The organism is Candidatus Hydrogenedens sp. (genome assembly GCA_035378955.1).
In the GTDB taxonomy this organism is placed as follows: Bacteria; Hydrogenedentota; Hydrogenedentia; order Hydrogenedentales; family Hydrogenedentaceae; genus Hydrogenedens.
Map to the genome: position 1 here is coordinate 46,015 of DAOSUS010000003.1, position 16,673 is coordinate 62,687.

At 35.3% G+C, this 16,673-nt stretch carries 9 protein-coding genes; all 9 read left to right on the forward strand.

The annotated features are described in order from the left end of the window. Positions 1 to 104: 104 nt before the first annotated feature. The 9 genes from PLA12_01220 to PLA12_01260 all read left to right on the forward strand — a co-directional run bounded on the left by PLA12_01220 (position 105) and on the right by PLA12_01260 (position 16,664). Positions 105 to 7,988 (forward strand): PKD domain-containing protein, encoded by a 7,884-nt coding sequence (locus PLA12_01220; protein HOQ31110.1) that lies wholly within the window; start codon positions 105 to 107, stop codon positions 7,986 to 7,988. A gap of 650 nt (positions 7,989 to 8,638) precedes the next feature. Continuing rightward, positions 8,639 to 9,208, forward strand: a complete 570-nt coding sequence (locus PLA12_01225) for a 1-acyl-sn-glycerol-3-phosphate acyltransferase (protein ID HOQ31111.1) — start codon at positions 8,639 to 8,641, stop codon at positions 9,206 to 9,208. Positions 9,209 to 9,288: 80 nt separating this feature from the next. Then, a complete protein-coding gene (locus PLA12_01230; GenBank protein HOQ31112.1) occupies positions 9,289 to 10,089 on the forward strand; it encodes a hypothetical protein in 801 nt (266 codons plus the stop codon). Between the two features lie 20 nt (positions 10,090 to 10,109). Beyond that, positions 10,110 to 11,348: an aminotransferase class III-fold pyridoxal phosphate-dependent enzyme gene (locus PLA12_01235; GenBank protein ID HOQ31113.1), complete on the forward strand. Its 1,239-nt coding sequence runs from the start codon at positions 10,110 to 10,112 to the stop codon at positions 11,346 to 11,348. 32 nt (positions 11,349 to 11,380) lie between these two features. After that, positions 11,381 to 12,226 (forward strand): transketolase, encoded by an 846-nt coding sequence (locus tag PLA12_01240; protein HOQ31114.1) that lies wholly within the window; start codon positions 11,381 to 11,383, stop codon positions 12,224 to 12,226. Between the two features lie 32 nt (positions 12,227 to 12,258). Beyond that, positions 12,259 to 13,275 carry a transketolase C-terminal domain-containing protein gene (locus PLA12_01245; protein ID HOQ31115.1) on the forward strand — a complete coding sequence of 339 codons (1,017 nt, stop codon included), beginning with the start codon at positions 12,259 to 12,261 and terminating at the stop codon, positions 13,273 to 13,275. After that, positions 13,275 to 14,054 carry a hypothetical protein gene (locus tag PLA12_01250; protein ID HOQ31116.1) on the forward strand — a complete coding sequence of 260 codons (780 nt, stop codon included), beginning with the start codon at positions 13,275 to 13,277 and terminating at the stop codon, positions 14,052 to 14,054. Before PLA12_01245 ends, PLA12_01250 begins: the two co-directional genes overlap by 1 nt. Before the next feature lie 147 nt (positions 14,055 to 14,201). Further along, a complete protein-coding gene (gene nhaC, locus PLA12_01255; GenBank protein HOQ31117.1) occupies positions 14,202 to 15,665 on the forward strand; it encodes a Na+/H+ antiporter NhaC in 1,464 nt (487 codons plus the stop codon). A gap of 24 nt (positions 15,666 to 15,689) precedes the next feature. Next, on the forward strand, positions 15,690 to 16,664 hold the full coding sequence (locus tag PLA12_01260) for a polyprenyl synthetase family protein (protein HOQ31118.1): 975 nt from the start codon (positions 15,690 to 15,692) through the stop codon (positions 16,662 to 16,664). Positions 16,665 to 16,673 lie beyond the last annotated feature (9 nt).

A 16,673-nucleotide genomic window follows, 5' to 3' on the forward strand; every position in this document is an offset into this window, starting at 1 on the left:
GTTTTTATACAGAATTTTCCCATTCATGTTCTCTTTGTGATAAAATATATATGCTACAAATTGTATTTGATTATTCAACTGAAAATAAAACAAGGTTATTTTTGATGAAAGATTTTCTTTATATCAATAACAAAATATTCAGAAAAAATTTATGTTTTTTTCTTTTATCATTATTAATTTTTCTCTTTTTATTCACTCATCCAGGCTTTTCAGAATTAAATGCTGAACAAAAAATAATAGAAAAACAAGATGGACTAAATATTACCCAAAGTTTATCGCAAAACCCAGATTGTGCTGTAGACTCTTTTCTTGATGTATCTGTTGAATTAACATATTCGGGAGAAGAGCCCCTGCTTACATTAGGAGTAGAAGAAATAGTCCCTGATGGGCTTGTTTTTGAAGCAGTCATAAGTGGTTCTGCACCTCCATTGCAGCCTTCAATAGGTGCCTCTGGAATCTTAGAATTTGGCTGGATTTTTGTTCCATCTTTTCCTGTTTCTTTTACATTTCGTTTAAGATTTGCACAACCTATTAGTGGGGGAAATCAATCCATTACAGGAACTGGTATTTATGGATTATCTGGGGACCCTCAAAAAACAGAACCTATTGTCTCCTATTTTGATTGTCCGATTACTGAAGGTCAAATCGAAGGGGAAGGGATAGTTGAAGGTAGCACTGAAGGTAGTGAAGGAGAAGGAACATTTGAAGGAGAAGGTATAGTGGAAGGAAGTCTTGAAGGTATTGAAGGGGAGGGAACATTCGAAGGAGAAGGGTCTTCGGAATCCGTTTCATTTAATATATCTTCAAAATCGGGCGACCTATACTCCCCTGAACAAGAAATGGAATTTGAAGTAAATATTTCATATTTAAATCCTCTGGAAATTACCGCATTAGGGGCAAAAGTATTTTTACCTAAGTATTGGCAGTTTGTGAAATTTATTTCCGGGTCTCCTCCTCCTATATATTATTTTGATACAGAAACGGGTCAAATAGAATTTGCATGGATATTTGTCCCATCTGGAGGAATTACTTTCTCTTTTTCCGTTCGTGTGTCTCCTGAAACGGAGGGTATACAAGAAATTTCGGGTTATGGTATATACAGAACAACTGGGGACCAAATTACAACAAGTATCTCTAAAATATATTTAACACCTGTTCCAAAACCAGACCTTGCTTTTATTTCAGGGACAGTTACGCCCACGACACCTTTTTCTCAAGGAGTTATAACAATTAAATATACAGCTCAAAATACAGGTTTTGTAAATATCGACAATAAAAGTTGGATTGATTGTTTCTACTTATCCAACGATGAACGGCTTGACGAAACAGATATTGAAATAACTTGTATTACCAATAATACTTCTGTTTCTGTAGGGGAACAATATACAAATACATTAAAAGCAAAATTACCTTCCTCCATATCTGGTAATTTTTATATTCTTACTTACCTTAACAAAACAAAGACTGTTTATGAAGAGTCAATGGGTAATAATATTGGGGTTATCGAAATCATACAAATACAACCCCGAGAATATGATTTTCAACTCACTACAGATATAACAGAAGGAAATACAGGGATACCTATTCCTATTAGAGTGTATGCATATAATCCTGAAAATCTACAACCTGCTGTAGGGAAACAAATTATTTTACAAATTACCCATCGAGGATTTTCAGAAACAAACTCATTTACTACGGACTCAGAAGGGAACATATACTATACATATTACCCTGTATCAAACACGGAAGGAGGAATATACAGCATTTCAGCCAAAGATGCAAGGGAAGAAGATTATCCTATTACTAAAGAAGTCTCATTGCGGGGACTTACCATAACTCCTACAAATTATTCCCTTGAAGTTATCCCTGATAAAATATATACTATTCCTTTTGATATTATTAATTTAGGAGATACGGAAGAAAAACAATTAACATTCGTAGTAACGGGAATACCCTCTGATTGGAATTATGATTATGTTATTCCATCTTCCATACAAGGTCAATCTAAGGAAACTTGCAAACTTGTTCTGTATTCAAAGCCAACAACACAAAATAATTTTCCTATAACACTTAGTTTGCAAAGTAATTCAGGAACTCGCGCTACGGCTCAATACGATATTAGTCCCAAACCCTATCAAACGATAATTACATCTATGCCTGAAGAGGTTTCTCTGCCTTTGGTTATTGGGGAAACCCAATTTTATACGATAGAACTAAAAAACCCAGGTGGAAAAGACTCGGGACCTGCTCAGATACAATTAGAGCCTAATAATCCTAATATTCATTTAGTTAGTCCAAATGCAATTTACAATATTCCCGCAGGTGAAAGTTATTTTGTTTCTTTACAGGTAGGCATCCCTTTTATTGAAATACCCGAACCTATAAATACCTCTCTTTCTATAAATTTTCAATCTGGGTTAAATGTTTCTATTCCTGTAAAAATTATTCCAGATACCACAAAAAGTTTAACAATAAATGTTTTAAACAAATATACGAATGAATCCATCCATAATGCAGATGTTTCTATCGTTAATGAAAGTACTGTTCTCTATTCTTCTAAAACAAATAACGATGGAAAGATTGAAGTAAACCACCTTCCAGAAACACCTTTTTCTATAGTTGTAATGAGCGAAGGATTTGAAAGTCAAACCTATTTTATATCCCATTTAAAAAATACTCATGAAACAATTGACATTCATTTAGAACCTTTCTCATCGGAACAATTCTGGTGTTATACTATTGATGAGAATCAGAACCCTTACCTCACTTCAATATCAAATACATCCACACTGGAACCGAACAATACTTCTGCATTAACAATATCACCAGGTTATATTCCTTTTATCACCACGGGTTCACCTTATTATTCTACTCTTTCCATTACGAATCAAGGGAACAATCCTGTACATGATGTATATTTATATCCATATCAAACTGATTTATTAAATACACAGTATCCTGTGCAATATTTAGGGACCATCGAACCTCAATCTTCCATTAATATTCCTGTTATTACACAAGTTTCAGAATTTTTTGACTTTGATTCTATATGTTCTTCATCAGTTTTGACAGGTATTACTTTCTCGGAACAAATAAATAATAAAAACATGTCACAATTCATGGTAATACCTTTATGGAATACGGGGGCTTTATGTCCTGATTATACCCCTGTCTATGGAGACCTATATCAAATAAAAGAAACAAAGCCTGAGACAGTCATTGTTCCAATAAACATTCAAGTATTACTACTCGATAATCAATCTAATCAAGAAGTACCCATTCTTTCCTATTCAACGGGACAAATGACACTATCTACCGGCGAGGTCTTACCTATCACAATGAGAGTAGCCAATCAGATAGGACTTTATGAGCAAATGAATATTCAATGGCAAATTAAAAATACGGAAAATGGAGAAGATATAACATCTCTGTTTCAGATTTATGAATTATCTAATTTGAATAAAACAACCATGTCAAAAGATAGTATAAAGAAAAAACAATGGCTGGTTTATCCGTTAAATGAATTTTGGGAGAATCCTACATCTGAAATTAGTTTGTCTGCACAAATTTATATTACTTCTTTACAGGGAACATGGGATATATCCTCTCCCCCACTACCTATAAAAATCCTTTCTCAACCGATATTAACGGAGCATGTATTTTCCCCGCAAATACACGAGTTGCAAATTTCATCCAGTGCAGAAAACCCTCAAGAAACAGTCCTCCCATTAGCCATTCTATCTTCCCCGTCAGGTAATATTAATTATCCTGTAAAATTTGAATGGGAGGATATTCAATACATACATGAAACGGGTAGTATTGCGTCTTTGTCTTTAATTCAAACGAAAATAAACGGAATAAAAACAAATTATCCACAATTAACTTACAACAACCTTTCTTTTGAAAAAGAACAGGCTCTTTCCTATCTATGGTATTTTCTATCTCCACCTCTTTCCAATAAATGGAATCTAAACTCTCGATGGACATATAAAAATGATAAGGGAAGTCCATTACCTCTTATAACAAAGGAACAGTATCACGATTTAATCCATACTATTGAAATTACAGGAGATAATGCTTCAATAATTACTGGATTGCTTAGCAACGATGATAATGATGGACAAAGAATACCTGACAATATTTATTTACCTGATGGAAAAACTTTAAGTATTTCCGCACCATCAAATCCTGTATGGGTGCCTACAAGAAATTCCCCCAAAGAATACGGAATTTCTTACACCTCTTTACAACAGACTGATTATGTTTATTTACATTCCAATTTTCCAGAAGATGTTCCTGAAAATGCCGTTATTCTTCGTATCCGAAGAATAGATATGAGTGTTATTCCATCTGCAAATTATTGGGTCAGTAGACCTACGAATACGAGTCATAAACATGACCTTGAAAAACCCTCCTTACACTTTGTTGACAAATCTGGTTATAACTCATATATCGTAGAATTTCAATCAGAATCATTAGAAAATCAGCCTCCTATAGCCAATGCAGGAGAAGATATAACAAATGTATATCGTCCATCATCTATTACTCTTGATGGGACAGGTTCCTACGACCCTAATGGGGACCGAATTAATTATTCATGGAGTCTTATTAGTAAACCTTTTGATAGTTTTGAATATCTAAGAAATGCAAATACTGCAAATCCTATTTTAATTCCCGACCTTCCAGGAACCTATATTGCACAACTTATTGTTTCAGACGGTTTTGCACAAAGTGAACCCGATACTGTTATTATTGAAGTCATTAATCGTCTACCTGAAATTATAATTAATGGTCCACAGAAAGCACGGCCTCGTGATATTGTTACATTAGATGCGTCATCAGTAATAGACCCGGACGGAGATGAAATAAACTTTCTTTGGAAATTGGTAAAAAAACCTGATAACAGTCGTGTATCTCTTCAGGGGGTTTTAAATAATATTGTAACAATTACACCGGACTTATTAGGTCAATATGAATTTATATTGTACATTTCAGATGGCTTTGATAATTCGTTTATGCAATGGCAATTAGATGTTTATAATCATCTCCCTGAAATTGCGATTAATTTTCCGACCCCTGTTTATTTGAATACCAATGTTTCTATTTCTGCATCAGCAACTTTTGACATAGATAATGACCCATTATCATATCAATGGCGATTGGTATCAGCACCTGCGGGAAGTAATTCAATACTTAGTTCAACATCACAACCCGAAATTAGTTTTATATCCGATAAACGAGGCACTTATACATTGAAACTTGAGGTTTCCGATACTTATGAAAAAACAGATAAAACCATCTCTATACAATGTGTAAACAGGAAACCCCAAACAATTGTAACCCCCAGTGCTATTGAAATTCCTCATGGTGAAACGGTTCTTTTCGATGCTACACAAAGTTCTGATTCAGATAATGACCCACTTACTTTTAATTGGGAACTTCTATCCCGACCTATATTAAGTAGCGCAGAGATTTATTTAATTCAAAATAATATAGCTGGGCTAAAAACAGATGTCCCAGGGAAATACAGTGTTACTCTTCAAATAAATGACGGTTTTGAATCGGGTGAGTTAGTAACCTCACAAATTACAGCAACGAATAGTTCTCCCGAAATACAATGTCCGGAACAACCTATAACAGGTTCTGTAGGGCAACCTTTAACCATACCATTACCTGAAACAGATGACCCAGAAAATGACCCTCTTACATATTCCTGGAAAATTATTTCAAAACCAGTAGAAAGCACGATAGGTTCTATAAACTCAACAGAACCTGAATTTACATTCACACCTGACCGTAAAGGAACTTATGAGATTCAAGTTACGATATCAGACCCATGGGGAGGTAATGCTTCTTGCGTTATTACTGCAGAAATTTCTAATCAACGCCCTGTAGCGATAATTCAATCCGAAACACAGGGGTTTATAAATAGCCCTGTACCTCTCTCCGCAGAAGATAGTTATGACCCCGATGGAGATACTATCAAGGGTTATCAATGGACACTCATTGCTAAACCTCAGGGAAGTTTTGCTCAATTATCCAATCCTGCAGAAGTTATAACACAACTGATACCTGACCGTCATGGGGATTATCAAGTGCAACTTCAAGTTTACGATGGAAATATGTGGAGTAATCCGGTTATAGCAATAATTACTACGGAAAATCGTCAACCCGTAATTACTATAATTTCTTCTGAATATCTTGAAATTGGAACTACTAATGTTTTAGATGCATCTTTAAGTTACGACCCGGATGGAGATGAACTTTCCTTTAACTGGAAACTCCTCGATAAACCCAAACGGAGTAAAACGGAATTAAGTAATAACGTTGAGTCTATTTGTTCCTTCATACCCGATTACCCGGGATATTATTCTATTGAATTACTTGTATCAGACCCATATTCCTCTGTAGTTCGTTCGGAAATCGTTCTCAGGACTCTTAATGTCCCACCAATAGCAATCATATCTGCCCCTCAGATAATAAAAATAGGCGATGAAGTAACAATAGATGGGACAGGTAGTTATGACCCCGATGGAGATACTATTACATATCAATGGCAGTTATCTTTCCGACCTAATGATAGTCAAACTACTTTAAGTTCATTAACAGAACCTACAACACGATTGTATATTGACAAAGAAGGAACTTATACTATTGAACTTCAAGTTAACGATGGAAAGACAACATCGGATATAACAAAAATTTCTCTTTCCACAGGGAATGTGGCTCCTGTAGCAATTGCAGGGACAGATAGAAATGCAGTAGTAGGGACACAGTGTTATCTTGATGCAAGTTCCAGTTATGACCCCAATAATGATGAGTTAGTTTATATCTGGGAAATCATATCAAAACCTGTTGGAAGTCAGGCAGAACTTTTTGATGCGAATTCACCCAAACCTTACTTTATACCTGATGTGGAAGGCGATTATGAGATACAGTTAATCGTCTCCGATGGGAAACTATTCAGCAAACCTGTTCTCGTTAGAGTCAGTACCACAAACAATCCTCCTGTGGCTCAATTGAAACAAGATAATTTTCAGGTACATGTGGGGGATATTGTTACTATTGATGGTTCAGATAGTTATGATGTAGACAACACTCCTATTTACTATGAATGGATATTATTGTCAAAACCCGAAAACAGTGCAGTAATAATACAAAATGCAGACCAACCGACTATCACATTAAACATAGACAAAAAGGGCTTCTATCAGGGGACACTTGTTGTCAATGATGGTTTCTTAAGAAGTAACACAGTAAACTTCCAGATTACATGTATCAATCGTTCTCCTGTGGCTGTTATTAAAGGACCTGAAACAGCATTTATTGGAGATGAAATAATTCTGGATGGTTCAGATAGTTATGATTCTGACATGGATGTAACTGAATTGAAATATAAGTGGTCTATTGTTTCTATACCGACAGGAAGTTCTGTTGCTTTATTAAACCCCACGGCAAAAATTATTAATTTTACAGCAGACATAGAAGGAACTTATGAATTCCAACTTGTTGTAAATGACCAGGAAATAGATAGCAGCCCGATAAGACATAAAATAACTGTTACTTGTAATAAGCCGTCACCTCCTTCAGGAATTTCTGCTACTGATGGAATTTACCCTGACAAAATTTTTATCTCATGGAATTCTTCCCCGGGAGCCGTAGAATATCGTGTTTACAGGAACGATGAAAATAACCTCGCATCTGCTGTTCCTATATCACCATGGACAAGTAACCTCTATTATGAAGACATAATAATCATTGAACCTCAAGAGCAGAATAAAACTACTTGTGGATGTTCATCAAATTGCAATGATATGTGTAATCCTCATGGGAAAACGATAACAAAATTTTATTGGGTTATTGCAAGAATTAACAAAACCTGTGTTAGTGATTTTAGTAATTTGGAAAGTGGTTCTGTTAAGATTTCCTCTTCAAACCAAAAATTACCAGACTTTATTTGTAATATTTTAAGAATTTTTGCAAACTGATTTAAGTAACAGTTGGGTCTACATGCTCAAACATATGGAACAATCCGATGGTTGAGCGTGTCAAATCGAATATACCGAATAGTGTTCTCTATGAGTGTAGGAATGGATAGGGAAAATAAAACAATCGAAATAGATAAAATAAAATGGATAAAAGGGACTGACAACTTATAATTTCTTATTTATCCTCAAAAACACATTTATAATCCTTTTTATAAGACATACAACATATAAGGGTAAAATATTTTTTGTTCTTCCTTTAGGACAGATATTTCGTCTGTGCTTTTTTTCTGATCTCGAATCATACTAACAAACACAAATAAAAATAAGTATCATTAATGCAAAGGTCGTAAAAAATATACATTTCATACTTTAAATGTATATACATAGAATTTTTATTCATAGAAGACAAAGAAGAACACAGAGAATTTGCTGAAAATATTTTGTAATGGCGAAAAAACAAAAAAATTTGTAGGGGCAATTCATGAATTGCCCCTTTTATTATTTTTTTTGCAATAAGGTTTAATTTATTGTTTATAATATAACTGTTAGATGTTAAACTATTGTAATGTAAGGTAAATTTATATGATTAAAGCAAGAGCAGGCAAAGTAAATTTTTTTTAGGTGCAGGAGCAACATTAATTTTAAGATTATTGGGTTGGAAGGTACAAGGTCCTCCTCCTCCCTACCCTAAATATGTTGTTATTTTTGCACCTCATACATCTAATTGGGATGGATTGGTAGGAATTTTATGTAGTTTTGCATTAAGGGTTCGTGGAAATTGGTTAGGCAAAGGTTCTTTATTCAAAGGTATTTTTGGTTGGTTTTTGAAAAGAATTGGAGGAATTCCCGTAGACCGTTCTACACCTCATCGATTTGTAGAACAGGCAGTTGAACTTTTTGAAGGAAATGAACAAGTGGTTCTCGCTATTGCACCTGAAGGCACAAGGGAATTTAGCGACCATTGGAAAAGCGGTTTTTATCATATTGCCTATCATGCAAAAGTTCCTATTGTTTTCGGCTTCTGGGATTATAAAACTAAGAGAGTTGGAAATTCTGGTGTTGCGTTAATACCAACAGGAAATATAGAAGAGGATTTAAAAATCATTCGCGATACATATAATCAATTCTTGCCGAAATATCCTGAATGTAGAAGCCTCGTTCAATTTAAAGAAACACAAATCTTGAAAATAAACAAACCCTCAGACCAAAACCACAAATAAAAATTTGTAAAAGGGCCATCATTTTTGTAATATTATTCATAAATATAAAATTCAATAAAAACAATTAAAGGGTATAAGATATGGGAACATTATCCTGTCCTTTCTGTAAAACAGAATCAGGTAACATTCAAAACACCATTAAAGCCTCGATTTATTTAAAGGCTGTATTACCATCTCTTGTTGACCTCGTTCAGTTAGACAAACCTGCAAAAGATTTAATTCAATCTGCCAACGAGAAAATTTTCTTTTCACTTCGAAATGGAGAAAAAACTTTTTTAAAGATTGAAAACGGAGAAATTTCGTATTCTCCTGAAAAAGTGGATAATCCTACCATCCACATTCTTCTTATGAGCCCTGAACATGTAGTACAAGTTTTTGAACAAGGGAAACTCCCTTTCTTATTAAAAGGTTTTACACGGATTTCTTTTCTAAAGAAAAATTTTGATGCACTTACCAAACGATTAGAGTATTATTTAAAAGGACCGCAAAACTATACCGAAGAAGAGAAAAAAATATATGCGATACTCCAACTTAAAACAGCCCTGCGTTCTGCCGAAGTTCTTGCTGAAAAAGAAGAAGTATCTAAAAAAATACTTGCAGGCACACCTCCGGGAATATTAAAAGTAAGTATAGAAAGTATTAATTTTGCAGTATATTTTGGATATGTAGATGGTAAATGGAAATATGTTGACCCATTATCAGAACAAAATATTAGTTCCGTTTTGAGTTTAAAGGACCTTGAAACTACCAAACTTTTGCTTACAAACAAATTAGATACATTTGCGGGTTTAGGATTGGGGAAAATTCATATTTCCGGAATCATACCTATTATTGATAATGTAGGACTGGTTTTAGGGCGAATTACGCAATATATTTCTTAAACAGTAAAGGAGTTGTATTTATGCAAGTTTACAACTATTCGGAAAGTCAAAAATGGTTTGAAAGAGCAACTCGTGTTATTCCTTGTGGGGTATACGGACATTTCAGTCCAGCTCCCTGTGTTCCGACAAATGCTTATCCCTTTTTCAGCACTCGTGCTGATGGGTGCAGATTCTGGGATGTAGATGGAAATGAATTTATTGATTATATGTGTGCTTATGGTCCGATGATTATGGGCTATCACAACCCTGTAGTAGATGAAGCATTTATAAATCAATTGAAACAGGCCGACGCCAATAGTATTGCTTCTACAAAAATGGTAGAGTTAGCAGAGTTTTTAGTTGATTTAATTCCTGTAGCGGATTGGGCATTTTTTGCTAAGAATGGAGCCGATGTAACGAACTATGCAGTGATGATAGCCCGTGCAGAGACAGGCAGAAAAAAAATTATAGCCATCAAAGGAGGGTATCACGGAACAGCGCCCTGGATGCAGGGGATTGGTCATCCCGGGGTCACCGAAGAAGATGTAGCCAATGTTATTCGGATTCCCTGGAATGATTTGAAGGCACTGGAACAAGCATTAGAAGAAAACTATGGGCAGGTTGCTGGTTTTATATCCTCTCCATATCATCATCCTGTGTTTGCAGATAATGAATATCCCGCAGAAGGTTATTGGGATAGCGTTCAGAAGTTATTGAAAAAACATGGTGTTGTTTTAATCAGTGATGATGTTCGGGCGGGTTTTCGACTTCATTTAGGCGGTTCTAATGAATATTTCAAATTTAAACCTGACTTAATATGTTTTTGTAAAGCCATTGGTAATGGCTATCCTATATCTGCCCTTGTAGGCAAAGAAGAATTAAAAGTAACCGCATCCAAAGTATTTCATACCGGTAGTTATTGGTATTCTGCTGCTTTTATGGCAGCTGCAATAGCCAATCTTCAAGAATTAAAAAGATTAAAAGCACCCGAATATCTTGAGCAATTGGGAAATAAGTTTAATGAAGGTTTAATTAAGTTAGCCAAAGATTATGGATTTAATTTAAAAGTTACAGGGCACCCTGCTATGGCATACTATCGAATTACAGATGACCCCAGTCTACAACTTCATCAAAGATGGTGTGCAGAATGCACAAAACGAGGAGCCTTCTTTACTTCCCACCACAATTGGTTCTTATCTATGGCTCATACTGATGCCGATATCCAAAAAACATGGAATATTTGCGAGGAAGCATTTAAGGTTTTAAAATCATCTATATAATATAAAAAAGATTTGTAGAGGAGTATTCAATTATGCCCTTAACAGAACAAGAACACAAAGAACTAAAAACCATTGCTAAAAAGATAAGAAAAGACATCGTCGATGTTACCCATTGGTCAGGTGGAAGCCATATCGGTGGGTCTTTAAGTATGGTGGATTTTATGGTCGTTCTTTACTGGAAATATATGCGAATAGACCCTAAAAATCCATCGTGGGAAGACAGGGACCGTCTTGTATTGAGTAAAGGACATGGGGGTGTAGGACATGCTGTCATTCTTGCGAACCGTGGTTACTTTGATTTTGAATTACTAAAAGAATTCAATCAATTTGGGTCTGCTTTTGGTATGCATTTAGATTCTAAAAAAGCTACGGGAGTTGAAGCATCAACCGGTTCTATGGGACATGGTCTTTCTCAAGCATTGGGAATGGCTTTAGGTGCCCGCGTATTAAAGAAAGATTGGAAAATTTATGCGGTTCTTGGTGATGGGGAATGTAACGAAGGTTCAATCTGGGAGTCGGCCATGGCGGCAAATCACTATAAGACCAGCAATCTTATCGGTTTTTTAGACCGCAATCACATGATGATAGATGGACCTACTGAGTCGGTTATGAGTTTAGAACCTATTGATAAAAAATGGGAAGCCTTTGGTTGGTATACACAGGTTATTAATGGTCATGATATGGTCCAGATATGCAATGCTATAGATAAGGCACTTAAACATACCGAAGGGCCTTCTATGATTATATGTGATACCATCAAAGGCAAAGGTGTTGATTTTATGGAAAATAATCCGGCATGGCATTATGGCGGACTTAACGCTGAACAAGCAGAAAAAGCAAAACTTTCCATAGATAAAATGTATCCAGATGTACCTTAAAATAAACCCTAATAATGAAGAGGAGAAGTAATATGAGCCCTGTGGGAGGTTTAACATGGACGGTATATGATGCCGACAAAATGACCCAAGCAGAAACATACGGACTTGTTTTAAGCGAATTGGGAAAAATGAATCCCAAAATAGTGGGTCTTTCTGCAGACTTAGCCAAATCTACCAAAATTGGTAAATTCGGGGAAAAATTCCCTGAGCGTTTTTTTAACTTAGGAATAGCTGAACAAAATATGTTTGGCGTTGCGGCAGGTTTAGCCAAGGTAGGACTTCTACCTTTTGTTTCTACATTCTCCGTTTTTGCATCCATGCGTGCGGTAGAGTTTTTAAGGACGGATGTCTGCTATCAAAACCTAAATGTAAAAATTATAGCAACTCATGGTGGGACTTCCTTTGGCTCTGCGGGAACAACCCATCATTCCATCGAAGACCTTTCCATTATTCGCGCTATCCCCAATATAAAACTTATCGTTCCTGCGGATGCGGTAGAAACTGCATTAGCAGTTCAGGCATGTGTTGAAGTTGAAGGTCCTGTATATATACGGATTGGACGCAGTTTCGAACCTCGCGTGTATCAAACAGACCAATATGGTTTCCAGATTGGCAAAGCGGTAGAAATGAAATCGGGCACGGATGTAACGGTTATAGCCTGTGGTGCTGTTGTTTATCACGCTGTAGAAGCAGCCAATATATTGGAACGGGAAGATGGTATATCGGTCCGCGTATTGAATATGCATACCATTAAACCTATTGACCGTGAAGCCATCTTAAAAGCACTCATGGAAACAAGAAGAATTGTTACCTTTGAAGACCATAATGTTATTGGCGGTTTAGGTAGTGCGGTTAGCGAAGTAATAGCGGAAAGTGGAAAAGCCTGTGCCTTTACCAAAGTAGGGATACCCGACCAGTTTACACCTCACGGCTATCCGGAAGACTTAATGCACTATTATAAAATTGATACAGATGGAATAGTAGAAAAGGTTAGGGAATTGCTTGGAAAAGAATTTGAAAAAGAAGAAGACTGGGAGGATGAATACTAATGGTAGAAAATGAAAAAGATATTTTAATCTCAAAAATTATCTTGAAAGCAGTTCTACCTGTTATAAAGGTATTATTAGAAGACCATCCTGTATTTAAAGAACGATTTAAGGATATTCAAGGAACTGTCCAGTTTACAGCACAAAACGATGGACAAGTTATAGGAGCACATATAAAGTTTGATAAATTGAATTTTGAAATATCCTCTGAACTATTAGAAAAACCTGATATTAGTTTTCATTTTAGTTCATTGAAAAAGATGAATGACTTTTTTACGGGCAAATTAGTTTTACCTAAAATTAAAGGATTCAAAAATTTTTCGTTACTCTGGAGAATGTTTAGTATCCTTTTAAAATTAAAATTGCTTATGCCAGATGCTAAGCCCAAAAATCCTATTGATAAAAAAATTAAAGTCAAAATGACCTTATACATGGTATCAACTGCTTTAAGTCAGTTAAATAAATCCGGTGATACCGATATGGTTAAATGGACATCAAAACAGCCGGAACGGATATATCAATGGTCTGTGGATAATGAGGATATTGCCTGCTGGTTAAAAATTAAAGCGGGACAATCCAAAGCAGGAAGAGGATTCTATACATTACGAAAACCTTTTGTACATATGCGTTTCCCAGATATAGACTCTGCGATACCTGTATTGACCAATTCTGTGGATACAGTTCAGGCTATGGCGCAGGGTTTATTAATTACTGAGGGTTCACCAGAATATGCGGCAAAGTTAGGCGATTTTATGTTAAAGATAGCCGAATTACTAACATAAAATATCCTATAAAATTTATTAATCTTTTTCTAAAACAGTCATATACTTGTATTTTAGTTTATCCATTACTATTCAAGTTGTAAATACCTTTTTAAAATCAATACTATAATTACACTTTTTATCTTAACCTCTATATTTTTTTGAATAATGAAACAGGAAGTAACATTAAAATTAGCATTAATCCCGTGTATTTTTCTCATTTCCTTGTTAATTATTAATGTCTGGATATTTGGAGATGAGGCTACTTCTGGACCGTGTCAGGTTGCACTTCTAATCTCCTCTATCATAGGAGGGATTATTGGGCATATAAAATTAGGGCTTTCTTACAGAGAAATAGAGAGAAATGCCATTCATTCTATTGTTCTTGCGATGGAAGCCATCATCATCCTTCTTATTGTGGGTGCGACAATTGCCTTATGGATTCAAGGAGGTATTGTTCCAAGTATTATTTATTATGGCATCCAGATATTAACAGCCAAATCCTTTCCTATTGTAGCATGCATTATTTGTTCCATTATTTCATTAGCCATTGGTAGTAGTTGGTCTACCATGGGAACGATTGGTGTAGCCCTTATGGGGATTGGAAAGGCTTTGGGCTATTCAGACCCCCTGGTTGCAGGGGCTATTATTTCAGGTGCCTATCTCGGAGATAAAATGTCTCCCCTATCCGATACGACCAATTTAGCACCTGCTGTTAGCGGAACTAATCTTTTTGGACATATAAAGAACATGTTAAATACAACCATACCTGCTTACACTTTAACTCTGATTATTTTCCTTTGTATTGGATTGTTTTCACATACTTACGGACAGGATATTCATCAAACGGATGAAATAATTCGTGGATTAAAAGAGCATTTTTTTATTCATTGGTTTTTCTTTATCGTCCCCATAATTGTTATTTTTCTTGCTATAAAGCAAACACCTGCAATACCGGCTCTTACTGTCGGTTGTATTTTAGGAGGAATTCTTGCCTTTGCTTTTCAAAATGGCTATCCTGAAAGTATAAACCAAATTCCTTCATTTGTTTCTAAAAATTATAAAAGTATCATTCATGTGGCTTATCATGGTTATAAATTAGAGAGTGGAGTTCCCATCCTTGATGATTTATTATCTACGGGTGGTATGGAAAGAATGTTTTCTACAATTTCTCTTATTATTATGGCTATGTTATTTGGAGGAGTAATGGAAGCCACAGGAATGCTTCAGAAGATAGCGGAATCCATATTAAATTATGTTCATTCTGCAGGAGGTTTAATGGCTTCTACCGTGTTGAGTTGTATTATCTTTAACATATTAGCGGCAGAACAATATTTAGCCATTGTTATCCCAGGAAGGATGTATCGAGCCTCATATATGGCACGCCATCTGGATATGAGAAACTTATCTCGAACATTAGAAGATGGTGCTACTGTAACCTCTGTGTTGGTACCATGGAATACCTGTGGGGCTTTTGCAAGTTCTGTCTTAGGAATCTCCACATTTCATTATCTCCCCTTCTGTTTCTTTAACTGGATAACGCCCATAGTATCCATTCTTATGTCTATGATGAATTATAATATTATTCCTGCTGAAAAACAGGACGATGAAATACAACAAAGCAAAGAATGAGTATGTAGAAATTAGAGGAAGAAGATGGTATTAAACTTATCTGACATATATGAACCTATTCAAGAAGCCATATCAGAAGTTGCAAAAGAGGTTCAAAAAGTATGGGAAGACGCATTAAAACTTGTTAATATAGATTTTTCTATGGCGCCTAAGGCAAAAGGAAAATTGCTTCGACCTGCTATATGTTTATTAAGTGCAGGGGCTATTGGACAGAAAAATATAAATACCTATGTATCCTTAGGGACTGCTTTTGAATTACTTCATCTGGCATCTCTTACACATGATGATGTAATTGACCGAGCCGTTCTTCGACGGGGAGGACAATCCTTAAATACACTCTGGGATAATCATGCTGCAGTGTTGGGTGGGGACTATCTGGTTGCACGAGCCATTGAACTTTTAGGAATTTATGAAAATTATGAACTTATCATCAATGCGGTTCAATGTGTTCGAGAAATGGCAGAAGGCGAATTAAAATTTTTTGCAAAATCAATAGAAAACTTTACCATTGAAGATTGCACAGAGTTAGCCCGTAGAAAAACAGCTATGTTATTCGCTCGTGCCGCTTCTTCGCCTGCACTTATAAAAAAATCACCTGTTATGAAAACCTTATTTCGTTTTGGTGAGAATATTGGAATTGCTTTTCAATTTATTGATGACCTATTAGATTTAACCCAGGATACGAATATTTTAGGAAAACCCAGATATAGCGATATATCCGAACAAAAAGTTACCTTGCCGATTTTAACTCTCTGGAATAAATTAACAGATAATGAAAAGGAATTATTTTTACTACATATTTTTGGAAAATCCATAGATAAAAAAGAACAGCAATGGCTACAACAAAATATAGAGAGATATAAAATAGAAGAAGACTTATTACAATACACGGAGCGACTTAAACTTACAGCAATAAAAGAATTAAACCAATTACCGGATAGTATTTACAAAGATTCTTTAATAAAACTTTGCCATTTTATTGTTCAACGAGAAAATTAATTGAATAAA

Coding starts and splice junctions, on each gene's coding strand:
- nhaC (HOQ31117.1), top strand. CDS start 14,202: ATGAAACAGGAAGTAACATTAAAATTAGCATTAATCCCGTGTATTTTT.
- PLA12_01230 (HOQ31112.1), top strand. CDS start 9,289: ATGGGAACATTATCCTGTCCTTTCTGTAAAACAGAATCAGGTAACATT.
- PLA12_01250 (HOQ31116.1), top strand. CDS start 13,275: ATGGTAGAAAATGAAAAAGATATTTTAATCTCAAAAATTATCTTGAAA.
- PLA12_01260 (HOQ31118.1), top strand. CDS start 15,690: ATGGTATTAAACTTATCTGACATATATGAACCTATTCAAGAAGCCATA.
- PLA12_01220 (HOQ31110.1), top strand. CDS start 105: ATGAAAGATTTTCTTTATATCAATAACAAAATATTCAGAAAAAATTTA.
- PLA12_01235 (HOQ31113.1), top strand. CDS start 10,110: ATGCAAGTTTACAACTATTCGGAAAGTCAAAAATGGTTTGAAAGAGCA.
- PLA12_01245 (HOQ31115.1), top strand. CDS start 12,259: ATGAGCCCTGTGGGAGGTTTAACATGGACGGTATATGATGCCGACAAA.
- PLA12_01240 (HOQ31114.1), top strand. CDS start 11,381: ATGCCCTTAACAGAACAAGAACACAAAGAACTAAAAACCATTGCTAAA.